The sequence below is a fragment of the Prevotella merdae genome (assembly GCF_900290275.1).
Taxonomy (GTDB): domain Bacteria; phylum Bacteroidota; class Bacteroidia; order Bacteroidales; family Bacteroidaceae; genus Prevotella; species Prevotella merdae.
Genome location: NZ_LT985324.1, coordinates 503232 through 517710 on the forward strand (window position 1 = coordinate 503232; position 14479 = coordinate 517710).

General features: G+C 40.8%; 21 protein-coding genes. 10 read left to right on the forward strand and 11 right to left on the reverse strand.

Going from position 1 to position 14479, the window contains the following annotated elements:
• Positions 1 to 24: 24 nt before the first annotated feature.
• The 3 genes from C9991_RS08535 to C9991_RS08545 all read left to right on the forward strand — a co-directional run bounded on the left by C9991_RS08535 (position 25) and on the right by C9991_RS08545 (position 5514).
• Positions 25 to 918, forward strand: a complete 894-nt coding sequence (locus tag C9991_RS08535; protein ID WP_106812137.1) for an ATPase — start codon at positions 25 to 27, stop codon at positions 916 to 918.
• 190 nt (positions 919 to 1108) lie between these two features.
• Positions 1109 to 3829, forward strand: a complete 2721-nt coding sequence (gene ppdK, locus C9991_RS08540; protein WP_106812138.1) for a pyruvate, phosphate dikinase — start codon at positions 1109 to 1111, stop codon at positions 3827 to 3829.
• Between the two features lie 206 nt (positions 3830 to 4035).
• Positions 4036 to 5514: a tyrosine-type recombinase/integrase gene (locus C9991_RS08545; protein WP_106812788.1), complete on the forward strand. Its 1479-nt coding sequence runs from the start codon at positions 4036 to 4038 to the stop codon at positions 5512 to 5514.
• Positions 5515 to 5842: 328 nt separating this feature from the next.
• Here the strand turns inward: C9991_RS08545 and C9991_RS08550 are convergent, their stop codons facing one another.
• Positions 5843 to 6061, reverse strand: a complete 219-nt coding sequence (locus C9991_RS08550) for a hypothetical protein (protein WP_157949419.1) — start codon at positions 6059 to 6061, stop codon at positions 5843 to 5845.
• 1004 nt (positions 6062 to 7065) lie between these two features.
• On the opposite strand from C9991_RS08550, the gene C9991_RS08565 reads away from it, so the two are divergent.
• Entirely contained in the window at positions 7066 to 7353 is a 288-nt protein-coding gene (locus C9991_RS08565; protein ID WP_106812789.1) for a sulfide:quinone reductase, read from the forward strand.
• 11 nt (positions 7354 to 7364) lie between these two features.
• Positions 7365 to 7934 (forward strand): hypothetical protein, encoded by a 570-nt coding sequence (locus C9991_RS08570; RefSeq protein ID WP_106812142.1) that lies wholly within the window; start codon positions 7365 to 7367, stop codon positions 7932 to 7934.
• Positions 7935 to 8076: 142 nt separating this feature from the next.
• Here C9991_RS08570 and C9991_RS08575 read toward each other — a convergent pair whose 3' ends face one another.
• Complete coding sequence (locus C9991_RS08575; protein ID WP_106812143.1) at positions 8077 to 8286, reverse strand: hypothetical protein; 210 nt, start codon at positions 8284 to 8286, stop codon at positions 8077 to 8079.
• Between the two features lie 181 nt (positions 8287 to 8467).
• Between C9991_RS08575 and C9991_RS16855 the strand changes: the two genes are divergently transcribed.
• The 3 genes from C9991_RS16855 (at position 8468) to C9991_RS08580 (ending at position 9380) form a co-directional block, all read left to right on the forward strand.
• Positions 8468 to 8620 (forward strand): hypothetical protein, encoded by a 153-nt coding sequence (locus tag C9991_RS16855; protein WP_198643771.1) that lies wholly within the window; start codon positions 8468 to 8470, stop codon positions 8618 to 8620.
• 150 nt (positions 8621 to 8770) lie between these two features.
• On the forward strand, positions 8771 to 9010 hold the full coding sequence (locus tag C9991_RS16700) for a hypothetical protein (protein WP_157949420.1): 240 nt from the start codon (positions 8771 to 8773) through the stop codon (positions 9008 to 9010).
• 43 nt (positions 9011 to 9053) lie between these two features.
• Positions 9054 to 9380 (forward strand): hypothetical protein, encoded by a 327-nt coding sequence (locus tag C9991_RS08580; RefSeq protein WP_157949421.1) that lies wholly within the window; start codon positions 9054 to 9056, stop codon positions 9378 to 9380.
• A 63-nt stretch (positions 9381 to 9443) separates the two neighbouring features.
• Here C9991_RS08580 and C9991_RS08585 read toward each other — a convergent pair whose 3' ends face one another.
• Genes C9991_RS08585 through C9991_RS08595 form a run of 4 tightly spaced genes read right to left on the reverse strand, consistent with a single transcriptional unit; the run spans position 9444 to position 11031 of the window.
• Entirely contained in the window at positions 9444 to 9719 is a 276-nt protein-coding gene (locus C9991_RS08585) for a hypothetical protein (protein ID WP_157949422.1), read from the reverse strand.
• A 10-nt stretch (positions 9720 to 9729) separates the two neighbouring features.
• A complete protein-coding gene (locus C9991_RS08590) occupies positions 9730 to 10092 on the reverse strand; it encodes a hypothetical protein (protein WP_106812146.1) in 363 nt (120 codons plus the stop codon).
• 7 nt (positions 10093 to 10099) lie between these two features.
• Positions 10100 to 10249, reverse strand: coding sequence for a hypothetical protein (locus C9991_RS16705; protein WP_157949423.1), 150 nt, complete (start codon positions 10247 to 10249; stop codon positions 10100 to 10102).
• 23 nt (positions 10250 to 10272) lie between these two features.
• Positions 10273 to 11031 carry a ParA family protein gene (locus tag C9991_RS08595; RefSeq protein WP_106812147.1) on the reverse strand — a complete coding sequence of 253 codons (759 nt, stop codon included), beginning with the start codon at positions 11029 to 11031 and terminating at the stop codon, positions 10273 to 10275.
• Positions 11032 to 11227: 196 nt separating this feature from the next.
• On the opposite strand from C9991_RS08595, the gene C9991_RS08600 reads away from it, so the two are divergent.
• Positions 11228 to 11773, forward strand: a complete 546-nt coding sequence (locus C9991_RS08600) for a hypothetical protein (RefSeq protein ID WP_106812148.1) — start codon at positions 11228 to 11230, stop codon at positions 11771 to 11773.
• A gap of 35 nt (positions 11774 to 11808) precedes the next feature.
• The gene (locus C9991_RS16710) at positions 11809 to 11964 is read left to right on the forward strand and encodes a hypothetical protein (protein ID WP_153083065.1); all 156 of its coding nucleotides are present in this window, start codon (positions 11809 to 11811) and stop codon (positions 11962 to 11964) included.
• A gap of 297 nt (positions 11965 to 12261) precedes the next feature.
• Here C9991_RS16710 and C9991_RS08605 read toward each other — a convergent pair whose 3' ends face one another.
• The 5 genes from C9991_RS08605 to C9991_RS08630 all read right to left on the reverse strand — a co-directional run bounded on the left by C9991_RS08605 (position 12262) and on the right by C9991_RS08630 (position 14478).
• Complete coding sequence (locus C9991_RS08605) at positions 12262 to 12807, reverse strand: macro domain-containing protein (protein ID WP_106812149.1); 546 nt, start codon at positions 12805 to 12807, stop codon at positions 12262 to 12264.
• A 216-nt stretch (positions 12808 to 13023) separates the two neighbouring features.
• A complete protein-coding gene (locus tag C9991_RS08615; protein ID WP_106812151.1) occupies positions 13024 to 13359 on the reverse strand; it encodes a hypothetical protein in 336 nt (111 codons plus the stop codon).
• Positions 13359 to 13613 (reverse strand): hypothetical protein, encoded by a 255-nt coding sequence (locus tag C9991_RS08620; protein ID WP_106812152.1) that lies wholly within the window; start codon positions 13611 to 13613, stop codon positions 13359 to 13361. The genes C9991_RS08615 and C9991_RS08620 overlap by 1 nt, the downstream gene beginning before the upstream one ends.
• A 260-nt stretch (positions 13614 to 13873) precedes the next feature.
• Complete coding sequence (locus C9991_RS08625) at positions 13874 to 14200, reverse strand: hypothetical protein (RefSeq protein ID WP_106812153.1); 327 nt, start codon at positions 14198 to 14200, stop codon at positions 13874 to 13876.
• Positions 14197 to 14478 carry a hypothetical protein gene (locus tag C9991_RS08630; protein WP_106812154.1) on the reverse strand — a complete coding sequence of 94 codons (282 nt, stop codon included), beginning with the start codon at positions 14476 to 14478 and terminating at the stop codon, positions 14197 to 14199. The genes C9991_RS08625 and C9991_RS08630 overlap by 4 nt, the downstream gene beginning before the upstream one ends.
• Position 14479 lies beyond the last annotated feature (1 nt).

Here is a 14479-nt window from a genome sequence, read left to right on the forward strand (position 1 = left end):
TTTACTTTTTGTATTTCAAATAGAATGGTAAGACTGATTGTTGACAGTGGTAGCACAAAAACAGACTGGTGCTTTGCTACGCCCGACGGAAAATTTGTACGTATAAATACAAGTGGTATAAATCCAGCAGTTCAAGCTCCAGATATTATCGAAGGTATTTTGAACAACGAGTTGTTGCCTTCGCTCACAACACAAGCTATAAATCGTAATGATGTAGGCGAGATATATTATTATGGCGCAGGGTGCACACCCGACCGACAGCCCATAATGCGCAATATGCTTATTCGTACCTTCTCCTCGTCAAAGACAATAGAGGTTAACAGCGACTTGCTGGCTGCCGCACGTGCATTGTGCTTGCGCAAGGAAGGCATAGCATGTATACTTGGCACAGGAGCTAACTCTTGTTTGTATGATGGAACCAATATCATTGCACAAACTCCAGCACTTGGCTATATTTTAGGCGATGAGGGTAGTGGGGCTGTGCTTGGACGAAACTTTCTTAATGGCATACTTAAAGGGTGGTTGCCAATCGAACTGCGCAACCTCTTTATGTCTGAATGGCAGCTTAATGTTTCTGATATAATAGAAAAGGTGTATCGTGAGCCTTCGCCTAACCGTTTCATGGCGTCTATCACACGCTTTATAGCAAGCAACATGGATAATTATCCTCAGCTTGCCGATATGGTGGTGCGCAATTTCGAGACGTTTATTGATGTAAACATCCAACCTTACCTTAAGGAAAGAACAAGAGAAAACGTAGATGAAAACGCTAAAAAAATAGCAATAAATGCTGTTGGAAGCATCGCGTTTTATTTCAAACATCAGTTGGAATGTGCCGCAAATAACCGTGGACTTGTTGTTGGCAGAATTGTCAAAAGTCCAATGCAAGGACTTGTAGAGTACCATCTGAGCATGTAAAAAACTTGCATTTTGTCGTGTTTATATTGCTTTGTTTGCGTAAACAGTAAAAAATGCTATATAGAGATAGCAAATTTCCCCTAAAAAATTTGGCTCTTAACAAAATAGAGATTATCTTTGCATGTATATTAAAAACCAATATTTAATCACAGGAATAAATTAACAAATATAATAAATAGACCTATTAGCTATGAATGAAAAAAGAGTTTATACCTTCGGTAATGGACAGGCTGAAGGTAACGCCTCAATGCGTGAGGTACTCGGTGGCAAGGGTGCTAACCTTGCCGAGATGAACCATATTGGTGTTCCTGTACCTCCAGGATTCACTATCACAACCGATACTTGTAATGAGTATTATAGAGTAGGTCAGGAGAAGATCGTTGAGCTTCTTACTGATGAGGTTAATGCAGCTGTTGCTCATACTGAGAAACTGATGAACTGCAAGTTCGGTGACCCAAAGAATCCTCTTTTGGTTTCTGTACGTTCTGGTGCACGCGCTTCTATGCCAGGTATGATGGATACCATCCTCAACCTCGGTTTGAACGACGAAGTAGCCGAAGGTATGGTAGAAAAAACTGGCAACCCTCACTTTGTTTACGATAGCTATCGTCGTTTCGTTCAGATGTACGGCGACGTTGTTCTTGGCATGAAGCCAGAGAACAAGGAAGATATTGACCCATTTGAGGCTATCATCGAGAAGGTTAAGCAGGAGCAGGGTGTTGTTCTTGACAAGGACCTCTCTGTAGAGTCACTCAAGAAACTTGTTGAACTCTTTAAGAAGGCAATCAAGGAGCAGACCGGTAGCGACTTCCCAACCGATCCTAAGGAGCAACTTTGGGGTGCTATATGCGCTGTGTTCCGTAGCTGGATGAACGAACGCGCTATCCTGTATCGTAAGATGGAGGGTATTCCTGACGAGTGGGGTACAGCCGTTTCGGTTATGGCTATGGTATTTGGTAACATGGGCGAGACATCTGCAACAGGTGTTTGCTTCAGCCGTGACGCTGGTAACGGCGAGAACCTTTTCAACGGTGAGTATTTGATTAATGCTCAGGGTGAGGACGTTGTTGCTGGTATCCGTACTCCTCAGCAGATTACTAAGATTGGTTCGCAGCGTTGGGCTGAACGTGCCGGTATATCTGAGGAAGAGCGTGCTGCCAACTATCCTTCTATGGAGGAGGCTATGCCTGAACTATATAAGGAGCTTGACGCACTTCAGGACAAGCTCGAGAAGCACTATCGCGATATGCAGGATATGGAGTTCACCGTTCAGGAGGGCAAGCTTTGGTTCCTTCAGACACGTAACGGTAAGCGTACTGGTACTGCTATGGTTAAGATTGCTATGGACCTTCTGCACGAGGGTATGATTGACGAGAAGACAGCTATCCTTCGCTGCGAACCACAGAAGCTCGACGAGCTCTTGCACCCTGTATTCGACAAGTTGGCTCTCTCTAAGGCTAAGGTTATCACACAGGGTCTTCCTGCTTCTCCAGGTGCTGCTTGCGGTCAGATTGTATTCCATGCTGATGACGCAGAGGCATGGCACGAGGACGGCAAGAAGGTAATTATGGTTCGTATCGAGACATCTCCTGAGGACCTCGCTGGTATGTCTGCTGCTGAGGGTATCCTCACAGCTCGTGGCGGTATGACTTCTCATGCAGCTGTAGTTGCACGTGGTATGGGTAAGTGCTGCGTATCAGGTGCAGGCTCTATCAATGTAGACTATAAGACTAAGACTGTAGAGATTGAAGGCGTTGTTTACAAGGAAGGCGACTTTATCTCATTGAACGGCACAACAGGTCAGGTCTACGCAGGACAGATTGAGACTAAGGCAGCTGAGCTTTCAGGCGACTTCAAGGAGCTTATGGACCTCTGCGACAAGTATACAAAGATGGAGATTCGCACAAATGCAGATACTCCACACGATGCTGAGGTAGCCCGTGCATTCGGTGCTAAGGGTATTGGTTTGACACGTACAGAGCATATGTTCTTCGATGACCAGAAGATTGTTGCAATGCGTGAGATGATCTTGGCTGACTCGGTAGAGGGTCGCGAGAAGGCTCTTGCAAAGCTTCTTCCATATCAGAAGGCCGACTTCTATGGTATCCTTAAGGCTATGGATGGTTGCCACGTTAATATTCGTTTGCTCGATCCACCTCTCCACGAGTTCGTACCTCACGATAAGGCTGGTCAGGAGACAATGGCTAAGGAGATGGGCGTAAGCGTTGAGGAAATCAAGAAGCGTGTTAACTCTTTGGCCGAGAACAACCCAATGCTCGGTCATCGTGGTTGCCGTCTTGGTATCACATTCCCAGAGATTACTGCTATGCAGACACGTGCTATCCTTGGTGCTGCTTGCCAGCTTAAGAAGGAAGGCTTCAACCCTTGTCCTGAGATTATGGTTCCTCTTATCGGTACTGTTCAGGAGCTCAAGCAGCAGAAGTCTATCATCCTTGCTACTGCCAAGGAGGTATTTGTAGAGTATGGCGTAGAGGTTGAGTTTGAGATTGGTACAATGATCGAGATTCCACGTGCTGCCCTTACCGCAGGTAAGATTGCTGAGGAGGCTCAGTACTTCTCATTCGGTACAAACGACTTGACACAGATGACCTTCGGTTATTCTCGTGACGACATCGCTTCGTTCCTCCCTGCATATATGGAGAAGAAGATTTTGAAGGTAGACCCATTCCAGGTTCTCGACCAGGAAGGTGTTGGTCAACTTATCAAGATGGCTGTAGAGAATGGTCGTGCTACTCGTCCAAACCTCCGCACTGGTATTTGTGGCGAGCATGGTGGCGAGCCTTCATCAGTTAAGTTCTGTGCTAAGGTAGGCATGAATTATGCATCATGCTCACCGTTTAGAGTACCTATAGCAAGACTTGCGGCGGCTCAGGCTGCTGTAGAGGAATAATAGCAAATATTTGACTCTCAATAGATTAAGTGGAAAGTCCTTGTAACAGAGGACTTTCCACTTAATTCGTTTTTAGCGGAAGTACCACTGAAATGCTACAAATGATGATGGATGTTTTACATATGTTTTACAATTTCCAAGGACATGTTTTACACATGTTTTACAACTTTCGAAATGATTCTAAGAACAATTTAAACATAAAAGATATGGCAACATTTAAAACAGTGGCACTGAGACAGAGAGCAGATGGATTCTGGAATGTATCTATCCGGGTTACTCACAACAGAAAGTCAAGGTATCTAAAAACAGACAAAATCGTAGAAACAAAATCTGTGAACAAAAAGAACCATGAAGTCAAGGATCCTTTTGTTCTTGAAGCATGTACTGTCAAGATAGCCCATTTTGCGGAAATGCTCAACAAACAGCCTATTCGCACATGGAGTGTGGATGATGTCGTAGCATATTTGGAAAGCGGTACAGCTGATGTATGCTTTTCTGATTATGCAAGGCAATACCATGACAATCTATACAACAATGGTCATGAACGGAACGCCAGAAACTACGAACTTGCCTATAGACATTTGGAACTCTATGCAGGTTCCAATAAAGTAATGTGTTCGCAACTCACATCCAAGTTTATCAATGGATGGATAAAGTCTCTTGCCAAAACAGCAAGAGCCAAGGAAATGTACCCTATATGTATAAGACAAATATTCAGGCAAGCGTTGCTTGAATTTAACGACTATGATTGCGGTATCATCCGTATAACAACAAATCCATGGCTAAAAATAAAAATACCAAAGGCAGACACTCCAGAGAAGCGAGCTATTACTATGGAAGAATGCCGTGCTTTCTTTGCCGCTCCTCTCCCACCTTCCGACCGTATATTGCCTTTGGCAGAGCTTGGACATGATGTTGCCATGATGGTGCTTTGCCTTGCAGGAATGAATACGGTTGATATATATAATTTGAAGAAAGAAGATTACCATGATGGCATCATTAGCTATGAGCGAGCAAAAACTCGCAAGTTCAGAAACGATCATGCTTATATGGAAATGAAGATACCTGGTATCTTGCAACCTGTATTCGACAAGTATCTTGATAAAACAACCTCGCCTTATCTTTTCGATTTCCACAAACGTATGACCAACAGCGACAGTTTTGGTGCCAACATTAATTGCGGAATCCGTCAGATATGCGAGAAAAGTCTCCATATTCCACATGAGAAGGCGTATTGTGTATATACATTTCGTCATACATGGGCAACTGTTGCCCAAAACGAATGTGGAGCATCCATTGATGAGGTTGGCTTTGCTATGAACCATTCAGACCGTCATCGTGTAACAAGGTCTTATGTTAAGATAGACTTCTCACCTGCATGGGCATTGAATGAGAAAGTCTTGGAGAAGATATTCTTCACTGAGGATAAATCAAGAGATTATTCGAAGGCTGATAGCACGGTATTTGAACGTTTCTCATTCCGTCAGATGATGAAAGGCTCTATTTTTTATCGAGGAAGGAAAATCAGTGAGATCACTGATGTTGGCTTTAACAACGTGGAGGAAATAATAGGTAAACTGATGAAAGAACTTCCAAGCACGATTCCATCAAGAGCAATGGTTCTTATCAAGATAGAGAATGTCGATAAAGGACAAACTCAAACCTATAGTCGTATGGTTGAATGACCATTATCTATAATTACACGGTACAGTATAGAAAGAATACATATATAGTAATAGAAATCTTTATACGGAAACAATATTATTCTATATAAATGTTATATGGAATATATCTATGTGTGTATTATCCCCTTTCGCCAGTTATCTCCATGCACGGCGTTGCTGTGTATTCCGCAAACATGGCGAAACTGCCCAGGAGCAAAGCTTCTCTTCCCTCCAGAGCAGCAAGGGAGATAGGTCGAACATTCTTCAGGGGTGTTGCGAACAACACCCCATACTACGGATGCTGCACACTTTCCGGGCTGCCATCAGAAAGTAAGGCTCGTTCTTTTTCTCAGAAGCTGAATGTTGTCCATGCTTCACTGAGAGAATGAGACTTACTTTCTGCCTCTGCCACATGGTCTATAAGACCACTCGGAAAGAGTACGGCATCCTTCAAACCCGGCATACCGATGTCTGCCTTGACAAGGCGGACGGTGTATGCCGGAGAGAGGTAGGCACGGCAAGGCTCCCTGCGGTCACTTTGCCATGCCTTGATTGTTTGATTATCCATATACATTCATATCTATATTGCTATCCGTATTACTTTATATCTATATTGCTACATTACCATATTGATGTATTGTTGTATTGCTATATTGTTCCATTTCTACATTATCGTATATCTGCATAGCCTTATTTATGTCTATATGGATATACAGGAATATCAACATATCTATATTGGTATTGTTCCCTTTCGCCAGTTTTCTCCATGCACGACGTTGCTGTGTATTCCGCAAACATGGCGAAACTGCCCAGGAGCAAAGCTTCTCTTCCCTCCAGAGCAGCAAGGGAGATAGGTCGAACATTCTTCAGGGGCGTTGCAAACAACACCCCATACTACGGATGCTGCACACTTTCCGGGCTGTCATCAGAAAGTAAGGCTCGTTCTTTTTCTCAGAAGCTGAACGTTGCACGAGCTTCACTGAGAGAATGAGGCTTACTTTCTGCCTCTGCCACATGGTCTATAAGACCACTCGGAAAGAGTACGGCATCCTATATCTTTGTTTACATCTATATTGCCGTATTGGCATATTACTGTATTGTTGTATATCAGTATTGTCATATTACTCTCTATATCTATTGTTTGCAATAAGGCTATATATGTTTTTCTATATCTATATTTCTGTTTCCGTTTCTTATGTTCAACCTCAATTTTTTTAGCATAGGTTGTGCCGTTAACCATCACCATAGCTTTTTAACGTGCAAATGTATGGCAGCCCAGGCAGACACCAAACACCAGTCGATGCTCTCCCTATCGGCGAAGATTTTTTGCAGCAGACTTCCGCAATCAGAGATTGGGTATTCTACAAAAATTCTCTACCGATTGTTTGGCTTACTGCCTTATTGGGTTGCCATCTTCTAAAGCACGTAAAAAGGCTTAGGTGATGACGGTTATGCCGGAATGATTCTAAAAAAAAATCTCGGATTGAACGAAACGGAAAGTCTTTAAAAAGGCAGATGAATCAGGAAATCCAGAATAATTATATTGTTAAACCCTTTAAAGCAGATTTGATTATGGCAGATTATTCAATTATCAGTGAGAATGACAAGCAGTTTGCAGACGAGTTTTCTCGTTTCGTTAATGGTAAGATGAGCAGTGCTAAGAAGACAGGCATTGAGCTTGCCAATGACCACCGTTTCTTGGTACAAGAGAAATTCAAGGTCGCAATGTATTTCATCGAGCAGTTGGCAGCCAACTACCAAAAGGGCTATTATGACCCACGTGATGAATTGGCTTGCAAGTTGGCGGATGAAACTATCAAGCATCTTAGTGAGAAAGAACTTTATTATCCAACCATTTAAAGTAATGAATTATGGCAAATTGGGCAAGAACAGACTATCGTATTGAGGGTAATCAAAAAGACCTTCAGGAAATATATTACCTCTGCAAGGCGTTCGACAATAGCGAACGCCCTGTAATGGAGGATGGTGCGTCAAAGGATTGGGAAGGCAATATTATATTGGCTCTTGGCATAGAAAAGGGTGAAAGTTACCTTCGTGGATTTATCCAGTCCTGCGAATTATCGGATGGTCTCCTTTGCATCGAGGCAGAGGAAGCTTGGGGTGCAACAGATTTCAGACATCTTCTTGAAAAACACTATAATGGTATGAAAGTGTACTACATTGTTGAGGAAGATGGATGTGAAGTTTATGCCACAAATGACATTGATGGCAAATACTTTGCCTACCATTTCATCGTGGCTTCTTGTGTAGAAGGAGAGGATGAATACGAGGAGTTCAAGTCGGAAGAGGAAGCTTTGGCATACGCCGCTGTTCGTATTAAACGTGATTCTGTTACTATTGCTGATATTGACAAGTGGAACGAAGAACACGAATATGATGATGATTACATAAGCATACACGAGTTTAAATTTGTGGCATAGTAAATGATGCTCTTGCTTCTATTTAAAAGCAAGAGCATTTTTTCGGACTGCTCCCTCATCGGTCGCAGCCATCAGGCGAACCATTCAGCTTCACCTGTAAAGCGGTATCTCCGATGGTTGTCCGATTTTCATTATGATATTCTTATCTAATCAAACGTGATCTTATTATCAATACCTTTTTGGATAGAAGGTGATTTCCATCTTCCACCAGAGCGTGGCTGATATATTCCTTACTATATCCTATTTCTTCTTCGCTGAACTTCTTGAAGATGGCAGCAACACTGCCAAAGTAGAAGTTCTTATGAGTGGTTAGGAAATGTACATGTATAATCTTACAACTTTTTCTTTCCATCTATATATCTATTCATTAATTAATAATACTATATATTCTATATAACGTGTATATGGAATATTTATTATGCTTTTCTTATTTTTATATCTATATTCTTATTTCCGTTTCTTGTGTTCAACCTCAATTTTTTAGCATAGGTTGTGCCGTTAACCATCACCATAGCTTTTTAACGTGCAAAGGTATGGCAGCCCAGGCAGACACCAAACACCAGTCGATGCTCTCCTTATCGGCGAAGATTTTTTGCAGCAGACTTCCGCAATCAGAGATTGGGTATTCTACAAAAATTCTCTACCGATTGTTTGGCTTACTGCCTTATTGGGCTGCCATCTTCTAAAGCACGTAAAAAGGCTTAGGTGATGACGGTTATGCCGGAATGATTCTAAAAAAAATCTCGGATTGAACGAAACGGAAAGTCCTTAAAAGGCAGATGAATCAGGAAATCCAGAATAATTTTATTGTTGAACCCTTTAAAGCAAGTTTGATTATGGGAAAGATTTTGAATTTTTACAAGAAAATGAGTGTAGAGGATGCTATTTGCGTTTTCTGTCTATTAGGTTTTGCATTGATGATATTTGCCATAGCTGGTATCTTCGGTCGTTTCTTAGCAGAGTGGATTTCGGTATGGCTCTTCTTCTCAGGTGTGGTTGTGTCTGCTGTAGCTGTTATTATTTTGTTCGGCAAAAATGACTGCTTTATACATGATATAGCAACAGACAACAACTAAAAGGTAACGGAACGGCTAACCACCGTTCTATAACTAACATATTATGGAACATACAGATTTTTACATGATGTACAAGGCAATAAGAGACAAGGAAGTTGTTGAGCTTAAAAATGCCTTGCAGAAATTTCCTAATCATCAATATGATTGGGATGAAAACGACGAACCACGTCCACGAATTGTGGCGAGTCCGAAACATAGTGATTATACAAGTGATTATGAGGTGTGTAGAATTACAGAAAATCTTGGCTATGATTGTGGCATTTTTATTAAAGATTTGGAAAGCGGAGAAGTTGTAGAAACAGGCTATGCTTTTCTTGAATTTGGCTCAATAGACAGCCTTCTTGATGAATTGCCAGAGATTACAGAGTAATAAGGAAAAAGAAAGAAGCAGAATATATGGCAGTGTCCTTTATCCTACTTCTTTCTTTTTATTTTAATATTCCGAGAGGGCTTCTTCTCTTGGTACATTTCTCGCAACAAAACAGAAAGAACATTTAGTCGTTTCTTTGGAACATTTATCACCAACTTTTTCTGCTGCAACACAAAACTCCAATAAGGTTATACTCTTGTTTGGATATTCAGCAACTAAAGCCTGTAGCTGCTCATAATACCAAAATGCCTTCTTTCCATTGTACACGACAACAAGATTGGCGTTACACTCTAAAGCTGCTCTGCAAACATCCTGTTTGAATATCTCCATTCCATCCATAATGCCGTTTTTAGAGATTGAATACTTTTCCCACATCACCTTTCTTTGGCTTCTTTACCTGTATTGTTCCGTGAAGTTCCTCGTACTTCTTTATGACAATATCCAAACCAAGGTCAATGATAGAATTGATTGTAAGTCCTTCCGTTTTTGCAATAGCACGTATCTTGTTCAAGCTATCAGCATTAACTGTTGCGCAGATATGTTGCTTGACTGGCTTATTTCTGTTGCCTTTGCTTTTTTGTGATTGCTTTGGAGGCTCAGAAGTATGGCTTTCCTCATTGGCTTGCTCATGTTCGATGGATATATTCTCTTCATTTCCTGAAAGACCAGAGATGAGTTTATCCATGGCATCCATATTTATTCCCTTTCCCATTTTTTTGTTACTGATTTGTATTGTTGTCGCTTATTGCTGAATTTACAAGCCCTTCAACTTCTTCTACATTCCAGTAGCCATCATTGTCGATGTCGGTGTATTCGCTCTTGAAGTCGGCAAGTAATTCACTTAGCGTATTTAATTGTTCTTGTGTCATAACTTAACATTTTAAGGAGAGAACTATTTCATTCTCTCCAAAATCTCGTCTGTAAATGCCTGATAGTCGATAGCTCCATTGCTCTTTGGGTCATACTCAACTATGTTGGTAGCTTCCAATGGTGCTTGGGCGATAGTCACGTTCTTGCGAATTTTGGTCGTGAATATTTTTTCTCCCAAATTATTGCGAAGACGCTCCTCGATACCCTTGCTAAGATTGGTTGATTCCCATCGTGTGATGAGAATACCCAATATCTCTATTTTAGGGTTCAGATACTTCTTCAACTGACCTATAAAGTCTGAAATCATCTTCAATCCGTTGAATGGTAGTATTTCTGCAACCAATGGGATAATCACATAATCAGATGCCGTAATGGCATTGAATGTCATAAGACCAAGGGAAGGTGGACAATCCATAATGATATAATCGTACTTGTCCTTGTAATCTTCTAAAAGATTGGCAAGGATTCTTTCTCTGGCTATTTTTGAAGCCATTTCAAAATCTGCCTGAGCAAGTTCAAGGGATGCAGGAACTAAATCCAACTCTGTCTTCTCATTAACTCTATATATAGGAAGTGCAGTGGATTTTTTCATTGCATCATATATTGATGCAGAAACCTCTCCCTTAATGAGTGAACTTGTCAAGTTTGCCTGTGCATCGAGGTCGATGACAAGAACCTTGTAACCCTTAGTGGCAAGAATTGAACCCACACTTGCCGTTGTGGTTGTTTTACCGACACCACCCTTGTGGTTAGCGATAGAAATAATCTTTGCTTGTTTCATATTACCTTATTTATATATTGTTATATTGTTATATTGCCGTATTGACATATTGCTATATTGTCGTATTTCCTTAAATACGACTGCAAAGATATAAATATTTTCTTAAATAGAGAAATATTTCTATAAAAACTTGCGTATTTCATTAATTTTTTGTATCTTTGCAGTGTAATTAATTAATAAAACCTTATATTAAGGTATGAAACATTTGATATTGACATCAGCATTGTTCTTGACTGCAACATTAGGATTTGCTCAGAACATTACAGAACCAGAGTATAAAGGACAGGTAGCTGTCATTAACGCAGACAGCACCACAACGCTTCTCCAGAAGGAAACAGGAGAACACAAGGCAAAGTCTTCGGCTTTCGCCCTGGTTCCAATTCCAGGAGCTTCCCTTCTTGACAGAACTAAAGCTTACCTCACAGTGAAGGGAGCGGAAAGCCCTAACAAGATTTCCTCCAAGAAGTTCTCCCTCATCATCCGTGTGAAGGACAACAGCGAGGAGCCAAAGAACGCCTTCGGCATCTTCAAGTTCGAAACCAAGAAGAAGGAACGCAGATTCAAGATGGCAGACATCGGCTTCGGCAGCGCATCGGCTACCACCAATTTCACCACCGTGGATTACGAGGCGAAGAAGTATGGATTTTCATCTTACCTCGTCACTCTCCATGACCTGCCAGCAGGAGAATATGGAGTGGTGGCTAACGGTTTTGACAGTATCGCCACATTCTCAGTGAAGTAGAAATCATTTTGTAGAACCAGTTAAAGTTTACAGATATGGGAACAGTATTTTTATGGTTATTCATGGCATGGCTCTTCAAGGGCTTCGGTAAGGCAATGACACATTCAGGCGGCAAGAAACGCAAGGAAAGCTGGGATGGACTCAGCTACGAACAGAAGGCATGGCTGCATGACAAACATAATGGGCGATAAGCCATTGTGTAACTGCGTCAAGGATAAATAGTGAAATTGACATATTGAAAGAAACATCAATCATTAAGCATTTCAGTAGTGCTATTATCCCTCTGTGCGTGAGTATCGAGGGGTTCTTTTCGGGGTGTTCAAAAGGCTGCTTGGTGATATAATTAAGTGGTTGGTTGAAATGGGGTTCGATACCCTGCACTCCACACAACTATAATCAAATTAAGAAGTTTTAAAGGTGGATTGTCATAAGTTCATCCAAGGAGGGCGGTTGTTGTTCGTGAGAATGATGACCGTTTTTCTTTTGTATTAATCCACCTCGAAGCAGAGCTTCTTCTTGATGTTGTAGATTTCTTCATCTGTAAATTTTCCACATAGTCGCTCCAGTAGGGGCACAAGTGTTTGGGAACGAGGAATATACTCTGTATATATCTCTACTGCTATATCACACTTAGCTAAATAGTAAGACATAAGCCCTAAAACATCCTTTTCTGTTGTACCAATGGGATTGAACAAAGGAAAGGCAACCGATGTGATTCCTTTCTCCTGATATGTGGCAAGAAATTTAGCCAAGCCTAACTCCATATATCTATATATTTCTTCGCCATGTTGCAGAACAGGAAATATTAATATCTTGCGCTTCGATGGGGAATTGTATATCCAGAGTTTGCCGGGGGCAAGAAGACCTTGTTCACATATCCATTTGTAACGCTCAAACATATAAGGATAGCGTCTTCTGAATATTGACGCTATCCCTTCATCCATCGTTCCTTCACAATTGACAGGAACCACAATAGTTTGGCATGTACTAAACTGAATATCTCCAGTCTCGTAAAAGATATTTGTATCAGTCATTCCAAGGGTCTTTATCGTAATAAGGAAAATTATTATAAGACCAACGTTCTAAGCAAAAGACGAGAACGAATGAAAATACATATAAAGCACACCATTTCAAACTAAAAACAGGTATAAAGATGAAAGCATAAATTGCAAAACAAATCATGCCTATCATGGTAACCTTTGCTAAAATGTTTAATGCCTGCACTATTAAAATTACATAATCTCTCATATTTACTTGAATTTAATGATAAAATATTCTTTGTTTAAAAACTCTTTCGGGCAAAGTCCTTTCTTGGGCTTGCCAATTGTTATATCCACAATCTTCTTCTCAACGGACGGCTCATTACCTTTCGGATAGCCTTTTACGAAGAGAACGTGGGTATAAGGACGATACAGCACCTCTCCATAATGTGTTTCTGCTGCCACATCATAGGGAACTTCGCAGTTGGTGGTTAAACGCTTTATCCAATGCGGCTTAATTTCCCGGTATTCTTCCATCTTCTCAGCGGATACAATCATCGAATACCAAGGTTCTGCAAGATGCAAAGTCAAAACTTCCTTTTCCATTACTTGATAAAATTAAATACTACATTACATCTATCAAGAAGATCTTTTTTGTTCTTGTAGTAGATGCCGTTGCAAACATATCTAACAACTTGACTACGCCACACCTTCTTGCCGTTCCTAACCTTGTATTTTATAATCATTGTTAGCTTTGGAATGCAGTTAGTCGTGTCACTGAATGAAACTTCAAACTGATCAGTTTCCAGACTGTAGGATGTTCCCCACCATCTTGTTTTGTCTAAATCCTCTTGTGTCATAATTTATCTTTTAAAAAGGCAACTGTTCCGTGTTCTTCCAATGAGGTATAGAACATGGAAACAATTTGCGTTTAATTCTTCCTATCTTTTGAAGATAATGATTACGTCTTTTGTATTTCCACATTGCATTCGTAAATTCACAAAAGTTATTGTCACATCTAAAACATACACTCTTTTGGTATTCATCCTCTGTGGCAAAATTACTTTCGTAGTAACACCAAGTACATGGATTGAAAGCCTGTGTAGGAATGAACGATTTACTATATCTCATGCTTAAATCTCTTTAAAGTTAGTTCACTCCAGGCTTCAAGTCCTTGCTCTTGATATACTATATCTTCTTCAAGGCTATTCAAAAAAGCTTCCAAGCTACCATGAAATCCATGGTAGCGGAACTTTGAAAAGCACACCTGGCACTCACATACCTTCATAAGACCTTTTGGTGTGTCACACCAACCGATAACTTTAGATTTTCCCTCCATAAAAGAGCCATCATCGCCATTTGGACATTGAAGTCCTACACTATATGGAATAGACTCCCAATTACTAATCTTCATTGCAAGGAGTCTTTTTCTTATTGATCCATTCATTTATCATCCAATTGTTTGGCAACGATTCTTACCAATTTGTTAAACATTTGTCCTTTAATTTCTGGATGTAATTTCTTCACCGCTTGTTTTGCCGTTGCCAGGTTATCCTGCTTGGCAACGGCTTTCAGATATTTCTTGCGAAAGGAAACTATTCCCTCAATAGCCTCGGATGCCTCTTTTACATAGTTTTCATCCGAGGCTCCTTCTATTGCTCCAGTGACCTGTTCTCTGCAAAACATGATTGCCTCATATTCCGCTTTAGTAACACTTACCATCATA